General features: G+C 46.8%; 14 protein-coding genes. 8 read left to right on the top strand and 6 right to left on the bottom strand.

Going from position 1 to position 15498, the window contains the following annotated elements; genetic code table 11:
- The first annotated feature begins 59 nt into the window (after positions 1 to 59).
- From CEW91_RS01415 to CEW91_RS01400, 4 genes are all read left to right on the top strand, one after another.
- Positions 60 to 932, top strand: coding sequence for a LysR family transcriptional regulator (locus CEW91_RS01415; protein ID WP_088767351.1), 873 nt, complete (start codon positions 60 to 62; stop codon positions 930 to 932).
- 92 nt (positions 933 to 1024) lie between these two features.
- Complete coding sequence (locus CEW91_RS01410) at positions 1025 to 3898, top strand: insulinase family protein (RefSeq protein ID WP_088767350.1); 2874 nt, start codon at positions 1025 to 1027, stop codon at positions 3896 to 3898.
- A gap of 16 nt (positions 3899 to 3914) precedes the next feature.
- Positions 3915 to 5342 (top strand): serine hydrolase domain-containing protein, encoded by a 1428-nt coding sequence (locus tag CEW91_RS01405; RefSeq protein ID WP_088767349.1) that lies wholly within the window; start codon positions 3915 to 3917, stop codon positions 5340 to 5342.
- Positions 5343 to 5347: 5 nt separating this feature from the next.
- On the top strand, positions 5348 to 5533 hold the full coding sequence (locus CEW91_RS01400) for a hypothetical protein (protein WP_088767348.1): 186 nt from the start codon (positions 5348 to 5350) through the stop codon (positions 5531 to 5533).
- Here the strand turns inward: CEW91_RS01400 and gdhA are convergent.
- Both gdhA and CEW91_RS01390 read right to left on the bottom strand, forming a co-directional pair.
- Positions 5530 to 6882 carry an NADP-specific glutamate dehydrogenase gene (gdhA, locus tag CEW91_RS01395; protein ID WP_088767347.1) on the bottom strand — a complete coding sequence of 451 codons (1353 nt, stop codon included), beginning with the start codon at positions 6880 to 6882 and terminating at the stop codon, positions 5530 to 5532. The genes CEW91_RS01400 and gdhA overlap by 4 nt on opposite strands.
- Before the next feature lie 72 nt (positions 6883 to 6954).
- Entirely contained in the window at positions 6955 to 8145 is a 1191-nt protein-coding gene (locus CEW91_RS01390; RefSeq protein ID WP_088767346.1) for a GGDEF domain-containing protein, read from the bottom strand.
- A 137-nt stretch (positions 8146 to 8282) separates the two neighbouring features.
- Here CEW91_RS01390 and CEW91_RS01385 point away from each other — a divergent pair, with 137 nt between their 5' ends.
- Both CEW91_RS01385 and CEW91_RS01380 read left to right on the top strand, forming a co-directional pair.
- A complete protein-coding gene (locus CEW91_RS01385) occupies positions 8283 to 8912 on the top strand; it encodes a peroxiredoxin (protein ID WP_088767345.1) in 630 nt (209 codons plus the stop codon).
- Positions 8913 to 9036: 124 nt separating this feature from the next.
- Complete coding sequence (locus CEW91_RS01380) at positions 9037 to 10677, top strand: methyl-accepting chemotaxis protein (RefSeq protein WP_088767344.1); 1641 nt, start codon at positions 9037 to 9039, stop codon at positions 10675 to 10677.
- A 101-nt stretch (positions 10678 to 10778) separates the two neighbouring features.
- Here CEW91_RS01380 and CEW91_RS01375 read toward each other — a convergent pair whose 3' ends face one another.
- The 3 genes from CEW91_RS01375 to hemH are packed head-to-tail and all read right to left on the bottom strand — an operon-like array spanning position 10779 to position 12931.
- Complete coding sequence (locus CEW91_RS01375) at positions 10779 to 11291, bottom strand: hypothetical protein (RefSeq protein WP_088767343.1); 513 nt, start codon at positions 11289 to 11291, stop codon at positions 10779 to 10781.
- Positions 11292 to 11321: 30 nt separating this feature from the next.
- Positions 11322 to 11792: a retropepsin-like aspartic protease family protein gene (locus CEW91_RS01370; RefSeq protein WP_232507005.1), complete on the bottom strand. Its 471-nt coding sequence runs from the start codon at positions 11790 to 11792 to the stop codon at positions 11322 to 11324.
- Between the two features lie 35 nt (positions 11793 to 11827).
- Complete coding sequence (gene hemH, locus CEW91_RS01365; RefSeq protein ID WP_088767341.1) at positions 11828 to 12931, bottom strand: ferrochelatase; 1104 nt, start codon at positions 12929 to 12931, stop codon at positions 11828 to 11830.
- A gap of 141 nt (positions 12932 to 13072) precedes the next feature.
- On the opposite strand from hemH, the gene CEW91_RS01360 reads away from it, so the two are divergent.
- Positions 13073 to 13657 carry a YqaA family protein gene (locus CEW91_RS01360; RefSeq protein WP_088767340.1) on the top strand — a complete coding sequence of 195 codons (585 nt, stop codon included), beginning with the start codon at positions 13073 to 13075 and terminating at the stop codon, positions 13655 to 13657.
- A 25-nt stretch (positions 13658 to 13682) separates the two neighbouring features.
- Positions 13683 to 14738, top strand: a complete 1056-nt coding sequence (locus CEW91_RS01355; RefSeq protein ID WP_088767339.1) for a CNNM domain-containing protein — start codon at positions 13683 to 13685, stop codon at positions 14736 to 14738.
- Here CEW91_RS01355 and CEW91_RS01350 read toward each other — a convergent pair.
- Positions 14646 to 15482, bottom strand: coding sequence for a sulfite exporter TauE/SafE family protein (locus CEW91_RS01350; RefSeq protein ID WP_232507004.1), 837 nt, complete (start codon positions 15480 to 15482; stop codon positions 14646 to 14648). The two genes, CEW91_RS01355 and CEW91_RS01350, sit on opposite strands and share 93 nt — an antisense overlap.
- Between the last annotated feature and the right edge of the window lie 16 nt (positions 15483 to 15498).

Raw genomic sequence — 15498 nt, 5'->3', positions numbered from 1 at the left:
TCCAACTCACTCAAAGCATAATATCATCCTAGCTAACACATATAGCAATAGACGGACTAATGGCAAAATCGACTCTCGAACAATGGCGCATGTTTAAAGCAGTAGCGGACCACGGCGGCTTTATGCAAGCGGCTCAGCAAGTGCACAAAAGCCAGTCGAGCATTCATCATGCTGTTAATAAAATGGAAGAGCAGTTGGGTGTTAATTTGTTTGAGGTCGATGGTCGCAAAACGGTGTTAACCCAGGCCGGCAAACTCCTACTACGCCGTATTAATTATTTATTGTCGGAAGCTGAGCGCTTTGAAAATGTCGCTCAGAATCTGAAAGAGGGCGTGGAGTCGACACTGAACATTGCTGTTGATGAGGCGTTTCCGAAAGAAGTGCTGTACGAGGCGCTAGAAAAAGTTTCTGAAGAATTCCCGCTGGTGCACATAGAGGTTATTGAAACCATCTTAACCGGTGCCGACGAGCTTTTACGAAAAGGGTTAGCAACCGTTTCGCTATCGCCTTTTATGCTCGATAACGAACTCAGTGAAGCGCTAAGCGACGTTACCTTCATTGCCGTATGCGGCAAAGGTCATGCACTTGCATTAAAAGCGTCTGTCACTCTCGAAGATTTAAAGAATAGCCGTCAAATTGTGCTACGAGACTCTGGTATCGAGAAAAGCTCTGATATTGGCTGGCTGGGCTCTGAACAGCGTTGGACGGTCAGCCATTTAACCACGTCCGTTGAGCTGATTCGCAAAAATCTCGGCTTCGCCTGGCTGCCTGAGTCGGCAGTGAAAGCCCATATTGACGACGGTAGCTTGGTGACATTAAACCTTGAGCGTGGCACCACTCGCACTATGCCCATTTACCTTAATTTCGAAGACGCGGACAGTGTCGGCCCGGTCGCCAGAAGCTTTATTGGCCACATCCGGTTTCTCACTTAAACACTCTGTTACAAATTACTAACAAAATAACTTCAAGCCTCTGGAGTGCCCAAGTATCATTGAGTCATTAATGAATAAACGGAGACTCCAATATGAAAAAGCTACTCCTGGCGAGCGCTATTAGCTCTGCCCTGCTACTAACAGGCTGCGGCCAGACCGTTACTGAAACACCGAATACACAAAGTATTGTCGCCGGTAAAGTTATTAAAAGCCCAAACGATGAGCGTGATTATCGCGTTTTGAAACTCGATAACAACATTGAAATTATGCTGGTGTCAGACCCTGATGTTGATAAGTCAGCGGCTTCCTTAAGTGTTGGTGTCGGTCTGTTGCAAGACCCTAAATCACAACAAGGCATGGCCCATTACCTGGAACATATGCTGTTTTTGGGTACGGAAAAATACCCGGACACCAACGGCTACAGCGAGTTTATGAGCAATAATGGCGGCAGCCAAAACGCGTCCACCTGGCTGGACATTACTAACTACATGTTCAAGGTGAATAACGAGGCTTACGACGAGGGTCTGGATCGCTTTTCTGACTTCTTCAAAGCGCCAAAACTCTACCCTGAGTATGTGGATAAAGAGCGTAATGCGGTAAACGCTGAATGGTCGATGCGCCGTGAGATGGACTTTTTTGGTCAATTTAAGCTCGGTCGTTTGTTGCTTGGTTCACACCCGTCTAACCGCTTCCTTATTGGTAACCTGGAAAGCTTAAGCGATAAAGAAGGCAGTAAGCTGCACCAGGAAACTGTCGACTTTTATAACCGTTTTTACTCGTCAAACATTATGAAAGTGGCGATGATAAGCAACCGCTCGCTTGATGAAATGGAAGCGCTGGCTCATAAACACTTTGCCAGCATTGAAGATGACAAGATTGAAGAACCGGAAGTGACCGCACAAATCAACTTTGATGATGTTGGTAAAAAGCGCATTCACTACGTGCCAAATGAAGATGTGAAGCAACTCAAACTCGAGTTCATCATCAATAATAATCAAGACCAATTTAAGGTAAAACCTAACCGTTACGTGAGCTACTTGTTAGGTTCTGAGATGCCAGGCACGCCAGCTCAGAAGCTCAAAGAAGCTGGGCTTATTTCGAATTTAAATGCTTCTGCGCAACCGACGTTTTACGGAAACTACGGCGTTATGCGTCTGGACATTGAACTGACTGACAGCGGCATGCAGCAGCGTGACGATATTGTTGCTCTCATAATGCAATACATCGACAAAGTCCGTGCTGAAGGCGTCGACAAAAAGTATTTCAATGAAATTAAAACCAGTCTAAACAACCGTTTCCGCTTCCTGGAAAAAGGTGATGAGTTTAGCTATGTGTCTAATCTTGCGCAAGCCATGCAAAATTACCCAGCTGAATACGCAATTAGTGCGCCTTACGAGTACCAGGAGTTTAACCCTGAGGCCATTCGCTCAGTGTTGTCGCAGTTAACCCCTGAACGTTTAAGAGTTTGGTACATAAGCCAAGACGAGCCGCATGACAGCGAACTTGACTACTACGATGGTAAGTACAAAGTCACAGACATAACCGCCGGGGAAATTGCGAGCTGGAAACAAGAGCCAAAAATGGCCATTAATTTGCCTAAGGTCAACACGCTTCTGCCGGAAAGCTTCGAGATTAAAAATAACGATGCGTTTGAGAAACCTCAAGTGGTTATTGAAGAAGAGGGCCTGCAGGTATGGCAGTACCCAAGTCAGTTATACGGCGACCAACCACGCGGCATTTTCACTATTCAAATAAATAACCCTGCGTCGCTTCAGAATATTAAAGCCAACGTATTAGGCGCTTTGTGGAAAGATTTGTACAACATGAACGTTAGTGCACTGGACACCGAAGCCAATATTGCCGGCATGAATTTAAGCTTAAATGACACCACCGGCATGACACTGACCGTGTCAGGCTTTACCGACAAGCAGCCACAGTTGCTTGAGCGTGCGATTGAAGGCTTAAGTTTTGAGGTTGAACCACAAGCCTTTAAACAAGCCGTTGATCGCTATGTTCGTGCGCTTAAGAATAAAGGTCAGCAGTTCCCTATTTACCAAAGCTTCGATGCCTATAGGCAGCTAATTCGCGAAGGTGGTTTTGAGCAGTCAGACTTAATCAACACAGCTCAGTCGCTTAGCAATGACGAATTAGAAGCTTATATGGACACTCTGTTGGGTCATAATTCCATTCGTGTGTTTGCTTTTGGTAATTACGACAAGTCCGATTTAACTGAAGCGGTTGATCGCGTTAAAACCAGCTTACCTGAGAACCGGGAAGTCACTAACTTTGAGACCGCCAAATTCTGGACTCCTCAATCAAACAAGGCCGTTGTACTACGCAAAGATCTTGAGGTGGCCGACGTCGCCTTAGTCGATGCGCACATTCATCCTGAGCCTGGCTTCAAAGCTCAAGCTACGGGTGTAGTATTGCAAAACCATTTCCGCACGGCGGCTTTTGATACCTTGCGTACCGAAGAGCAGCTGGCCTATGCAGTGGGAGCTTTTGCCCCATCGCTTGATCATTACGCAGGCTTTGGTCTATACATTCAAACGCCGGTTAAGAGCGTGGCGGATATGCAGGCGCGCTTTGACAAGTTCAAAGACGAATACTGGGCGCAGCTTGAAGCAATGACCGAAGACGAGTTCGCTCAATTAAAACAAAGCGCGTTGGTCACGTTAAAAGAAACACCGAAGAATATGCGTGAAGAAGTCGCTCCAATACTGTCAGACTTAGCGCTTGAACGTTATGACTTTGATAGCAAGGAACAGCTGATTAAAGCCGTTGAAAGCACAACGCTGGCAGACGCTAAAGCTTTCTACAAAGATACGCTAATGAACCCAGACGCCGCTCGCATTTCCGTACAGCTTCGCGGCACGAAGTTCGCAGACGAGCCTTATGCAGACTTGCCGAATCAAACGGTTGTCGAGGATCTGGCGGAGTTTCATCAAACCATGGAGACTCAATAATATTTGAGGATATATCATGAAAACACTGACTCAATGGGTGTTAGGTAGTTTTATAGCGGTGGCAGCTCTCTGCCACCCAACTTCTTACGCTAGCCAGTATGACTCTGAACTTAACGGTATGTGGCGTGGGGAGTTAGAAATACAAGACGGTGTCAGCTTAACCATAGGCCTTTTAATAAAAGACGGTCAGCTAACTTTAGACAGCCCTAACCAAGGCATGTTTGAACATAAGCCGACTGAGTTTTCTATGACAGGAAATACAGTCAGCTTTTCCGACAAAAGTTTAAACGCCAGTTACGAAGGGCAATTAAACGGAGGCACTTTAGAAGGCACCTTTAAACAAGGTAAGTCTTTTAACCTAGACATGCACAAGCTGACTGAGAGTGATAAAGCCCGTTTAAAGTATGAAGCGACCTATACTGGCAACCTGACAGTTAGCGAGAACAGCGCACTTCCGCTTCGACTTAATGTCGCTGTTGTTCACGATGGTTACATAGGCACGCTTGATAGCCCTGCCCAGCAAAGCTATGGCATTCCTCTAACTGAGCTTGTTATCAATGACAGTGAGCTCAGCTTTAAGTCACCAATGCTGCAAGCCAGCTTCTCCGGTGAACTGACTGAGGACGGATACGCCGGTACTTTTACGCAAGGCAAAGATTTCCCACTCACCTTAAAGAAATTAGAGGCGGGAGCAGAACAGGCTAACGCTGACGCGCCCGAGCTTGGCGAACACGGCGCCAGCGTTGTCGTTATAACGCCGGACAAAATAGAGAAACAATTCTATGGTGACCATGATGACAATACGCTTTATGAGATTGGTTCTGTCACTAAGACGATGGTGGGGTATTTATTAGCTGAGGCAGCAACTAACGACAACCTGGATCTGAATACGTCCATTAATGAGTTTTGGTCAAAGGCCCCGACAGAGGTCACTTTAAAAGAGTTAGCGGTGCACCATAGTGGGCTGCCTCGTTTACCGGCTAATCTGTTTGACGAGGCTGATCAGAGTGACCCTTACGCTCATTTTGATGACTCCATGCTAGCGTCTTCACTAACGAGCACATCCGTTGGCGAAAAAGCTTACGAGTATTCGAATTTTGGTTATGGAGTGCTTGCAGAAACTTTAGCTAAGCACTCTGACACATCATTTTCGGACTTATTACACGCACGAATTTTTGAGCCATTTGGTATGACCGACAGTTATGTCGCATTAAACAGTGACTATCAACCCGAAAGCCTGGCTGCTGGACACAATGTACTCGGTGAAGCGGTGCCTCATTGGCACTTCAAATCACTGGCCGGCGCTGGCGCAGTGGTTTCAACCCCCAATGACATGGCTCGCTATATTCAAACGGTCATGGGAAAAAGCGCTAACGACAATAAGGTTGTATCAACATTACTCACCCCCGGGAAACTATCGAAGGCTGCTGCCAACAAGCCTTAAGCTGGATGATCAGTGAAGACAGTAATGGTAAGCCATATGCTTGGCACAACGGTCAAACGGCCGGCTTTAGCAGTTTTGTTGGCTTTTATTTAGACGGTAGCCGGGGTGTTGTCGTTCTCAATGCTCAGTCAGTCAACGTGAACAGTGATGCTCTTTCGCTACTGACGGAAACATCCAAGAGCGAGAATTAAACCACGCCTTGTTCAATCATAGCGTCAGCAACTTTACGGAAGCCGGCTACGTTGGCACCCAATACTAGGTTTGACGGATGACCAAATTCTTCAGCCGTACGTTTCGCGTCTTTGAAAATATTACGCATAATGCCTTTGAGCTTTTCATCCACTTCTTCAAACGACCAGCGCAACATACTGGCATTTTGCATCATTTCCAGCTGACTGGTAGCAACTCCTCCCGCATTCGCGGCTTTACCCGGACCGTAAGCGGTATTGCTTTCAATGAACAAGTCGACAGCTGCTTGTGTTGACGGCATATTGGCGCCTTCCACCACATATTTGCATCCGTTCTCCAATAGCGATTGGGCGTCTTTCTCGGTCAGTTCATTTTGTGTAGCGCAGGGAAATGCAATATCCGCTTTGTAACGCCACACAGTATGCCCATCTTCAGGGTATTCATCTCTTGGTGTGTACTCAGCGTTACTATGAGTTTCTAAATAGTCTTCTAAGCGCCCGTTTTGCTCTTCTTTTATACGTTTTACCAAGTCCAGATCGATGCCTTTTTCATGATAAATAGTGCCACTTGAATCACTGCACGTCACGGGCGTAGCACCAAGTTCATAGAGCTTTTCCATTGCGTAAATAGCCACATTGCCAGAACCGGATACCAGACAACGCTTCCCTTCTAATGAGTCGTCTTTATCGTCCAGCATGCATTCGGCAAAATAAACGGCTCCATAACCGGTGGCTTCTTTACGCACAAAAGATCCGCCCCAAAGCGTACTCTTACCCGTAAGGACACCGTCGAATCGGTTCGCCAGGCGTTTATACTGTCCAAATAAATAGCCAATTTCGCGGGTTCCAACGCCGATATCACCGGCAGGCACATCCGTATTTGGACCAATGTGTCGATACAGTTCACTCATGAACGACTGGCAAAAACGCATGATTTCAGCGTCTGATTTTCCTTTAGGGTCGAAGTTTGAACCGCCTTTACCTCCACCAATAGGCAGGCCTGTCAGCGCATTCTTAAATATTTGTTCAAAACCAAGAAACTTTATAATTCCGGCATTAACGCTTGGATGAAAACGCAAACCGCCTTTGTAAGGGCCTAGTGCCGAATTAAACTCAATACGGTACCCTTTATTGACCTGTATCTGACCGCTATCGTCCACCCAGGGTACACGAAACATCACTTGCCTTTCCGGCTCAACCAGACGCTCAATAATCGCTTGTTCTCGATATTTAGGGCGCTCTTCTAACAAAGGCTCTATCGATTCAAGTACATCTTCCACCGCCTGATAAAACTCCGACTGCGCCGGGCTGGTTTGCTTTAATGTCTCGATAGTGTCTTTTATATAGCTCATGTCCGCCCTTTTTATTAATTAATGGTATTTAATTTAACGTACTCCGTTAAATTTAGATCGCCAAGTACTTCTTTAGTTTTTGAGAATAACCCGATTCCGCCCCGCCTTTTTGGCAGCATACAGGTTTTCATCCGCTCGCTTCAGAATACTGTCGGGCGTATCCCCTGGCGCTTTTATCGTCGCACCTAAACTGATGGTGACTTTCACCGTTTTTTTGTCACTTTGTTTACCACGCTTTTCTTTACCTTTTTGCGGCTTTTTAGGTCGGGAAGGGTCTCGTAAAGCAAGCGGGTAATTAGCCACCTTTGAGCGTACCGTTTCCAGTACGTCTTTTAACTTTTCTTCGTTGTTGTTTGAAAATACTAAAGTGAACTCTTCGCCTCCATATCGGTAGGCTTTAAATCCGCTGACACTTTTTAAAATACTGCCAAGCAGCCTAAGTACTTGGTCGCCAACCTCATGCCCGTAGCGATCATTGAATTTCTTAAAATGATCGACGTCGAGCATACAGACGGCGCTTCGCTTGCGCAGATATCGTAGCTCACTCATGAGCGCTCGGCGTTGCGGTAATCCGGTGAGCTCGTCAATATAAGCCAGCTTTAGCATTCTGTCGGCTAATGCCAGCAAGAAACTAACTGAAACAACCAGCACAGCCCACATTGACGCTTCAGTTTGCTTAACGCCGATAACAAACACCATCAAAGCTAACCAAGCCACTAACTGACTCCAGCGAAACGCCGATGCTTGTCTGTAGAGCAAGGTAGTGGCCCATACCCCTCCCATAGCCATCATCCATAGCGCCGTGCCTACACCGGGAAATTCGCCAGCGAGGCTTAGCATTTTAGAAGGATTTAACAGACCCACAGCGCCAGAAAATGGTTCTATAAGCAGTAAGAAAGGAGAAAGACCGGCAGCAATAAACAACAGGAAGCCGTTCATAGAAAACAGTACCGGCAACTTGATAAGCGCCAACAGCAAAGCCGTTAGCGACAGCCAAACCGGCAACGCTTCATATAAAACCGTCACAGGCTGTTGGCTCAGTGGCTGCTGCAAACCCAACTGAATAACCGCATAAAATCCCGCTGTCCAGGCGCACCAGTAAAACCATTGCCATTGCCGGAAAAACCCCGCAACAACGAGGACCAAACTCAAAGAGGCAATAACACTCTCTGGCACCGGTAAGTCAACACTCGTCAGTATCGTCGGCGCAAAAAAGCCCAATATAAACCATGCGACCAGAGGCAAAAAAACAACTAAAGACAAACGCAACTCCTGCTAATAACTCAGCTGTCTAACGTAGAGTAAAAGGTTATAAGTTAACCACCTTGCAAAGCGGGCAATCAGCTACTATTTAAAGGTTATCTATTTTCGTCTTAAAAAGACACACTAGGAGTAGCTCTATGACATTACGTATTGGTGATACCGCACCCGATTTTACGATTGATACCACAGAAGGTTCTATCAATTTTCATGACTGGGCCAAGGGTTCTTGGGTCTTTTTCTTCAGCCACCCCGCTGACTACACGCCAGTTTGTACGACAGAAATGGGGCGCACATCGCAGCTAGCGCCAGAGTTTGAAAAACGTAACGTAAAACCATTAGGGCTTTCTACCGACTCAGTTGACGCGCACAAAGGCTGGATCAACGACATTAACGAAACTCAAAATACCGTTCTGGAGTTTCCCATTGTTGCGGACAAAGAGCTGGAAGTCGCGCAAAAGTACGACATGATTCACCCGAATGAGAGTACTACAGCGACGGTTCGCTCGGTATTTATTATCGATCCGAACCAAAAAATTCGTCTGATAATGACTTACCCAATGACGGTTGGTCGTAACTTCAACGAGATTCTACGCGTGATTGATGCGTTACAAACGACCGATCGCGAGGAAGTCGCTTGCCCTGCGGACTGGGCACCAGGAGACTCCGTCATTATCCGTCCTAATGTCAGTGACGATGATGCGAAAGAGAAATTTCCACAAGGCTGGAAAACGCTGAAACCCTATCTTCGCCTAACCGATATAAAATAACGTCAACCCAAGCGCTGGGCTCGCAGGAGCCCAGCGCTTATTTATTGACCAGCTAAAGTTAAACTGCTTAGCTTACGATAACAAGTCATTAGACTTTAGTCGTAAAGCAATAAAGGCGAATAATATGAGCTGGTTCAATAACCTTCGATTCCGCTATAAGCTATTACTGCCCATTGTCCTGCTGGCAATGGTATTGATAAGTATCGCTGCTGTCAGCGCCGTTAATTTTAAATCTGTCGCAAACAGTGTTGATAAAATAGCCAGTGAGCACTTACCCGGGCTTAATTACCTACTTCAAGCTGACCGTGATCTTCATCAGGCCCAAGTTGCCGAAAGAACATTACTCTCAGTTGAGCCAGACTCTTCCCTCCAACAACAGCTTATCGATACCCATAACGAAAACCTAGAGCAAGCCGAGCAGCGGGTAAATCGATTCTTAAGCCTTACCTCCAGTGCCGAAGAGCGTCGTATGGTTGAGGACTACAAAACAAAAAACGAAATATGGACAACCACCGCTCAGCGGGTGATTGAATTACACCGACAAGGTAGTGTTCAACAAGCCATTCAGCTCAGTCAAACTGACAGCGGTCCGCAATTTGAAACCATGCGTGACGTGCTGGACCAACTAGAGCAACGAAAAGAAGAAGCCGCTTTAAACCAGTCGACAATTATTGAGGGGGTCATTACGCAAAGTAACTGGACACAAATGGTGGTACTTATTATTGGTTTAGCTATTTGCGTTTTGTTAGCACTATTCTTCCCACCGTTAATTACCAAGCCATTAAACCTAATGTTGGAACGCTTCGAAGATATGGCGAAAGGTGAAGGGGATTTAACAGCGCGTGTCAATCTGGATAGAAGCGATGAGTTAGGCCTAGTCGCCGACGCCTTTAATGAGTTTGTCGAAAAACTACAACGTACTATTACTAAAATAAACTCCATGACAGAACAACTGGCCACATCATCTGAAGAGTTATCCAGCATTTCCGAGCAATCCAACGCCAGTGTTAGGGAACAACATCAAGCCGTAGAGCAAGTCGCAACGGCCATTCATGAAATGTCGACGACGGTGGATGAAATTGCGAAAAGCGCCAACGAGGCGGCGAATTCTGCACGCACAGCGGACGATCACACCAAGCAAGGCCGAGACGTCGTCAATGCAACCGTTGCTGCTATCAAAAATTTAGCGAGCCACGTAAATCGAACCACACAAACCATCACAAAAGTTGCCGAAGACAGTGATAACATTGGCAAAGTATTAGATGTCATTGGCAGTATTGCCGAACAAACCAACCTGCTAGCGTTGAATGCCGCTATTGAGTCAGCCCGCGCCGGCGAGCATGGTCGTGGCTTTTCGGTGGTCGCTGACGAGGTAAGAACCTTGGCTAGCCGCACTCAAGAATCTACTCAGGAAATTCAGGAAATGATAGAGCGGTTACAAGCGGCGACTAAAGAGGCGGTACAGTCAATGCAAACCGGTAAAAAAGAAGCTGATCATACGGTCGACAAAGCGCAGGGGGCCGATGAGTCGCTACAATCGATCACTCAGGCTGTCGACGAAATTAATGATATGAACAGCCACATTGCAAGTGCGGCTGACGAGCAGAGCTCTGTAACCGATGAAATTAACCAGAACATTAATACGATTAGCAATATTTCTGATCAGTCGGCCCAGGCATCCGCTCAAGTTAAGGAGTCGAGTGATAATTTAGCGAAATTATCGTCCGACTTACAACGCGAGTTGCGTCAATTCCGAATCAGCTAAAGTTCGTTATTTTGTGACTACTTGGGAACTGCCGAATTGAGCAGTTCCCGGCATTCTCGGTTTGCTGAGCAAATATCTCTGCGCAATGTATACATCAAGTTTCACTTAACGCGCTGAACTCGCATACGGCGATTGGAGCCTTCACGGCCAAAGAAGAATGAGTTCAGTGCACCCCGCTCAATGTAGTAGGAGTCTCCGTCCCATGAAAAATAACCGCTGTCGGTTTGCTTCCAAACCTGACCGTTGGTTAGCGTTATGCGCCACTTGCCGTAGGGCCCCTCTTCGCGGTCAGCCAAAGTCACGCTAATGCGCTCATCCTCAGTGTCTGCCCTCTCTTTATGTTCAAACCCAAAACGCTCATTGGCTTGTTCGCGGCGCTCTTGCGCTTTCTCTCTCATTTCAGCCGCTTTCTGCTTACCTTTACGAGCCTGCTCCGGAAGCTCTCTATCTTGACGTTGCTGTTCCCCAGACTGTTCTTTTTTAGCTAAATTGTCATAACACACCAAACGCTCTAACGAATCCTCAATTTCAGCACAGGCTTCTAATCCTGACTGTTGAGCAAAGCTTGTAGCGCTAAAGGCGATCGTTGCCATTCCAATAAACAACTTATGCATGATTCATTCTTCCTATAAATTTGATTCGTTTTAATACGTTAACCTAAGCGTATCGTTTTTTTGGGTTAACTCAAATTCTTTTAATGCGCTCATACCTAAAAGAATAACGTTTCCGTCCATACCCGGCGTAATAGACGCGTCAACGTTGTTAAGTCGTATTTCACCCAGTTCCAATGTATCAATTTCCGTTCGATAGGTAATAACCCGGCCGTTGGCAGTTTGTGACATACCTTGCCGCCCTTTTTGTAAGCCTAATTGACGTGCAAGCTCTTCAGGAACCGCCACCAGCGTCGCTCCGGTGTCTAAAAGAAACGTCACCTGTTGACCATTTATTTTTCCTCTGGCCACATAATGCCCCATACGGTTTTGCTCGAGAACAACGGTCACCTCACCACTACTGCGATGACTCTGGATGTTTGAGTTCGGGTTAAACTGTTCCTGAAGCTGATCTTGAAAAAACCAAACTAATAGAGCAATTGCCAGCCCCCATGCAATGAACATGAAAGGCTTTCCAAAAGCGTTACTTCCCGCCACCGTTATTTTCCTTCCTCACTATAAGGCAATGTTTGCTTCTCGACTTTGTCCGCTAATGCCTGGCGTTGTTCAGTCATTTTTTCAACGGACCAACCCTGCAAGTGAGTATTCACTAACTCTGTTAGCGCTGCAATATGATCAGGCTCAGCATTCAATGCGCTAATGTACTCATAACGCTCTCCGCCGCTTTCCATAAAGTACTCGCGGTTTTCCTCACCAATTTCTTCAATAGTTTCCAGACAGTCAGCACTGAACCCCGGACAAAAAACCTGTACTGATTTAATGCCTTTTTTCGGTAAGGCTTTCATGGTCATGTCGGTGTATGGCTGCAACCACTCTTCACGACCAAAGCGCGACTGGAAAGTGGTTAAATACTCATCTTGTTTCAGTCCTAGGCGCTCTGCCAATAGTCGCGAGGTTTTGTAGCACTCACAATGATACGGGTCACCGTTTTTCAAGTAGCGCAGCGGTATGCCATGGTAGGAAAACAATAATTTGTCAGCGCGCCCATGCTCATTCCAGTGACGCTCAATACGCTTAGCGGCCGCCTCTATAAAAGGCGGGTAGTCATGGTAATGCGTGACAAAACGAAGCTCCGGCAACCAGCGTCGCTGAGTAAAGTCTTTTGCCAACGCATCAAACGTCGAAGCCGTAGTTGATGCACTGTATTGCGGGTAAAGAGGCAAAACCAGCATCTTACGCACGCCTTTTTCCAGCATCCGTTCAATAACGTCGGAAATAGCCGGGCTTCCGTAGCGCATGGCAAAGTCGACCACAATGTCCTCACCCCAAGTTTCTTTTAGTTTTGCTTCTATGCCTTTGGCCTGATCTTCGGTGTGGAATAATAATGGTGAGCCCCGATCTGTCCAGACCGTTTTATAAGCTTCTGCTGAGCGTTTCGGGCGAAAGCGTAAAATAACGCCATTTAAAATTAACGACCAAAGCAACCGTGGCACTTCAACCACCCGAGGGTCTGACAGAAACTCTTTCAAGTAGGGCTTCAAGGCTTTCTTTGTCGGGGCCTCGGGTGTGCCTAAATTGGTGACAAGCACACCTATTTTGTCAGCTTGGTGGTGGGAAAACGAAGAACTACCACGATATTTCATCTGCTTTTACCTTAAAATTCTGTTTTGCTTGGGAATGAAGCGAAATTTACGTAATTTTTAACGGGTTCGATCCCTATTTGCAAAAAAATCGGGTTACACTGCAACGATACACGCTATCGAAACTATTTGCTTGACCCATTTATGTCGACAACATCTACCCGTGAAAAATGGTATATAAAGCTGGCTAACTCACCACACGCGCTGGTGCTTCTGTTCTTTCTTTCGGCACTAGAAGCGACTGTTTTACCGATTCCGTTAGAGCTTATCCTGGTGCCTTATATGGTGCTGGAGCGGGAGCGTATTTGGTTAATTGCGTCCGTCGCATTAGCGGGATTCATGGCTGGCTCAGTCGGCGGTTATTACATTGGTTATGCGTTGTTCGATACCATCGGCCAATGGTTTATTGACTGCTTATCCGTTCAGGAGCAATACGACGAATTTCAATCGGCCCTGGAAAATAACGGCTTCTGGTCAATATTCCTAGTTGGCGTTACGCCTGTTCCCTTTCAGGTGGCGATGCTTGCTGCCGGGGCTGGCAAATACCCTTTAGCGTTGTTTTTACTAGCCGCCGGTATCGCCCGAGCGTTACGTTACTACATTCTGGCCGCCTTAGTGTTCTGGCTCGGGCCACAAGCGGAAGATATCTGGAAACATTATTCGGGCCCCGCCGGATGGTCCATACTTATTGCTGCGGTTTCTGTTATATTGTTGATACAATTTTTATAATCAACAGTTATTCACTCGGAGCCCGATGACTCTTCTTATACTTTTTGCGTTTTTGGCTATTGGCGTATCCTTTATATGCTCGGTTCTGGAGGCGGCAATACTGTCAGTAACACCGAGTTACATTGCTCACCTAAAAGAATCCAGACCAAAAACGCATAAGCAACTACGTAAACTCAAAGATGGCATCGATAAACCCCTGGCCGCTATTTTAACCTTAAATACCGTCGCTCATACCGCCGGAGCGGCAGGTGTCGGCGCACAAGTTGGTGTGGTTTTTGGTGATGGTTACCTGGGCGTTGCGTCAGCAGTTATGACGTTACTCATCCTCATTTTGTCCGAGATTATACCAAAAACCATTGGTGCCAAATTTTGGCGGCCATTGGCGCCCTGGCTTCCACCAATTTTGAACCTCATGATTCTAACGCTTAAGCCCTTTATTTGGCTGTCAGACCAAATAACGAAGCGCATTGGTGGCACAGAAGAAGACATTGATGTGCGCTCTGAAATAAAAGCCATGGCAACCATTGGTCATGAGGAAGAAGCCCTGGATGCCGACGAAAGACGCGTTATTTTAAACATTCTCGACCTTCACGACATTCGGGTGAAGGAAGTTATGACACCGCGAACGGTTTGCGAATCCATACGACCTGACGAAGACATTATGGTTGTTAGTCAAAAGATTCGTGAGCTACCATTTTCCCGTTACCCGGTCATCGACGCCGAAGAAGAACCACACGGCATTCTGTTCCGCAGCGATGTTTTTGACGCCGACGAGGGGACACCTATTCTCGACATTGTTCGCCAGGTAGAGGTCGTCACCGAAACCGTAAGCGTGGAAGCCTTAATGAGCCACCTGATATCGACACGGCAACACATGGCGTTAGTTTACGACGAACACGGCAGCTGGTTAGGGCTTATTACTCTGGAAGATATTATTGAGACCATTTTGGGCACGCCAATAATGGATGAAACTGACAACATTGCCAGCCTACGCCGCTACGCCAGACAGCGCTGGGATAAGCGCCTCAAGCGCGACCCAAAGCAAGCGCAGCGCCAGCAAAGTAATGATCATTCGGAATAGTTGATCAAAGTGCTGGTTCGTTATTTTTTTGAGCCAGTGCAAACCTATCCAGGTACCGGCAAAGCCAGCCGCTATCATTGCCCCAATTAAAGGCAGCCAGTCCTTAAAGACAAAGCCAGCCATACCGAATACGATGGCTTTTGGACCATGCTGAAACGTCATTACGGTCGCAAAGGTAGCCACAGTTTGCATTCTCTCGCTGAAACGAGCTTTTACGAAAGCCGCCACCAGAGGGCCTGATGCGCCAACAAATAATGCTAAAAACCCCGTTAACAAGCCCCCGCCGACAAGACCCGCACGTCCAGACAGGCTTTGCGGTAGTTTTGGACCCCACGTTAACCATAACAGGAAAAGGCCAATGGTAATTTGCAGTATTTCTGTAGGTAACTGAACCAGTAACAGGCTTCCAAGAAAGGTGCCCAATAGCCCAAAAGGCACAAACCAAGCGACAGTCGGCCAGTGAATATGTGGCCATGACAAAGCTGCGCGCCCTACGTTTGACCCCATTTGCACCAAACCATGAACCGGAATAACGGCACTACCTGGCAGCACCAGCGCAATAACGCCAATTAATACCGCACCACCACCAGCACCGGCTACCGCACTTAATAAAGACGTTGACGCGGAGAGCAACACTAACCCATAAAATAACGACTCACTGACCACTGACTTCGACTCCTGGTTTGCGCTGATCTGGATCAATACGTATAATTCGCGCTCGATTTTTAAATCGACTATTTCCAAACAAGGCTTCGGATTT

It is taken from the genome of Idiomarina piscisalsi, assembly GCF_002211765.1.
In the GTDB taxonomy this organism is placed as follows: Bacteria; Pseudomonadota; Gammaproteobacteria; order Enterobacterales; family Alteromonadaceae; genus Idiomarina; species Idiomarina piscisalsi_A.
Note: the sequence above shows the minus strand (reverse complement) of the source record. Positions and strands in the feature narration are given on the sequence as shown.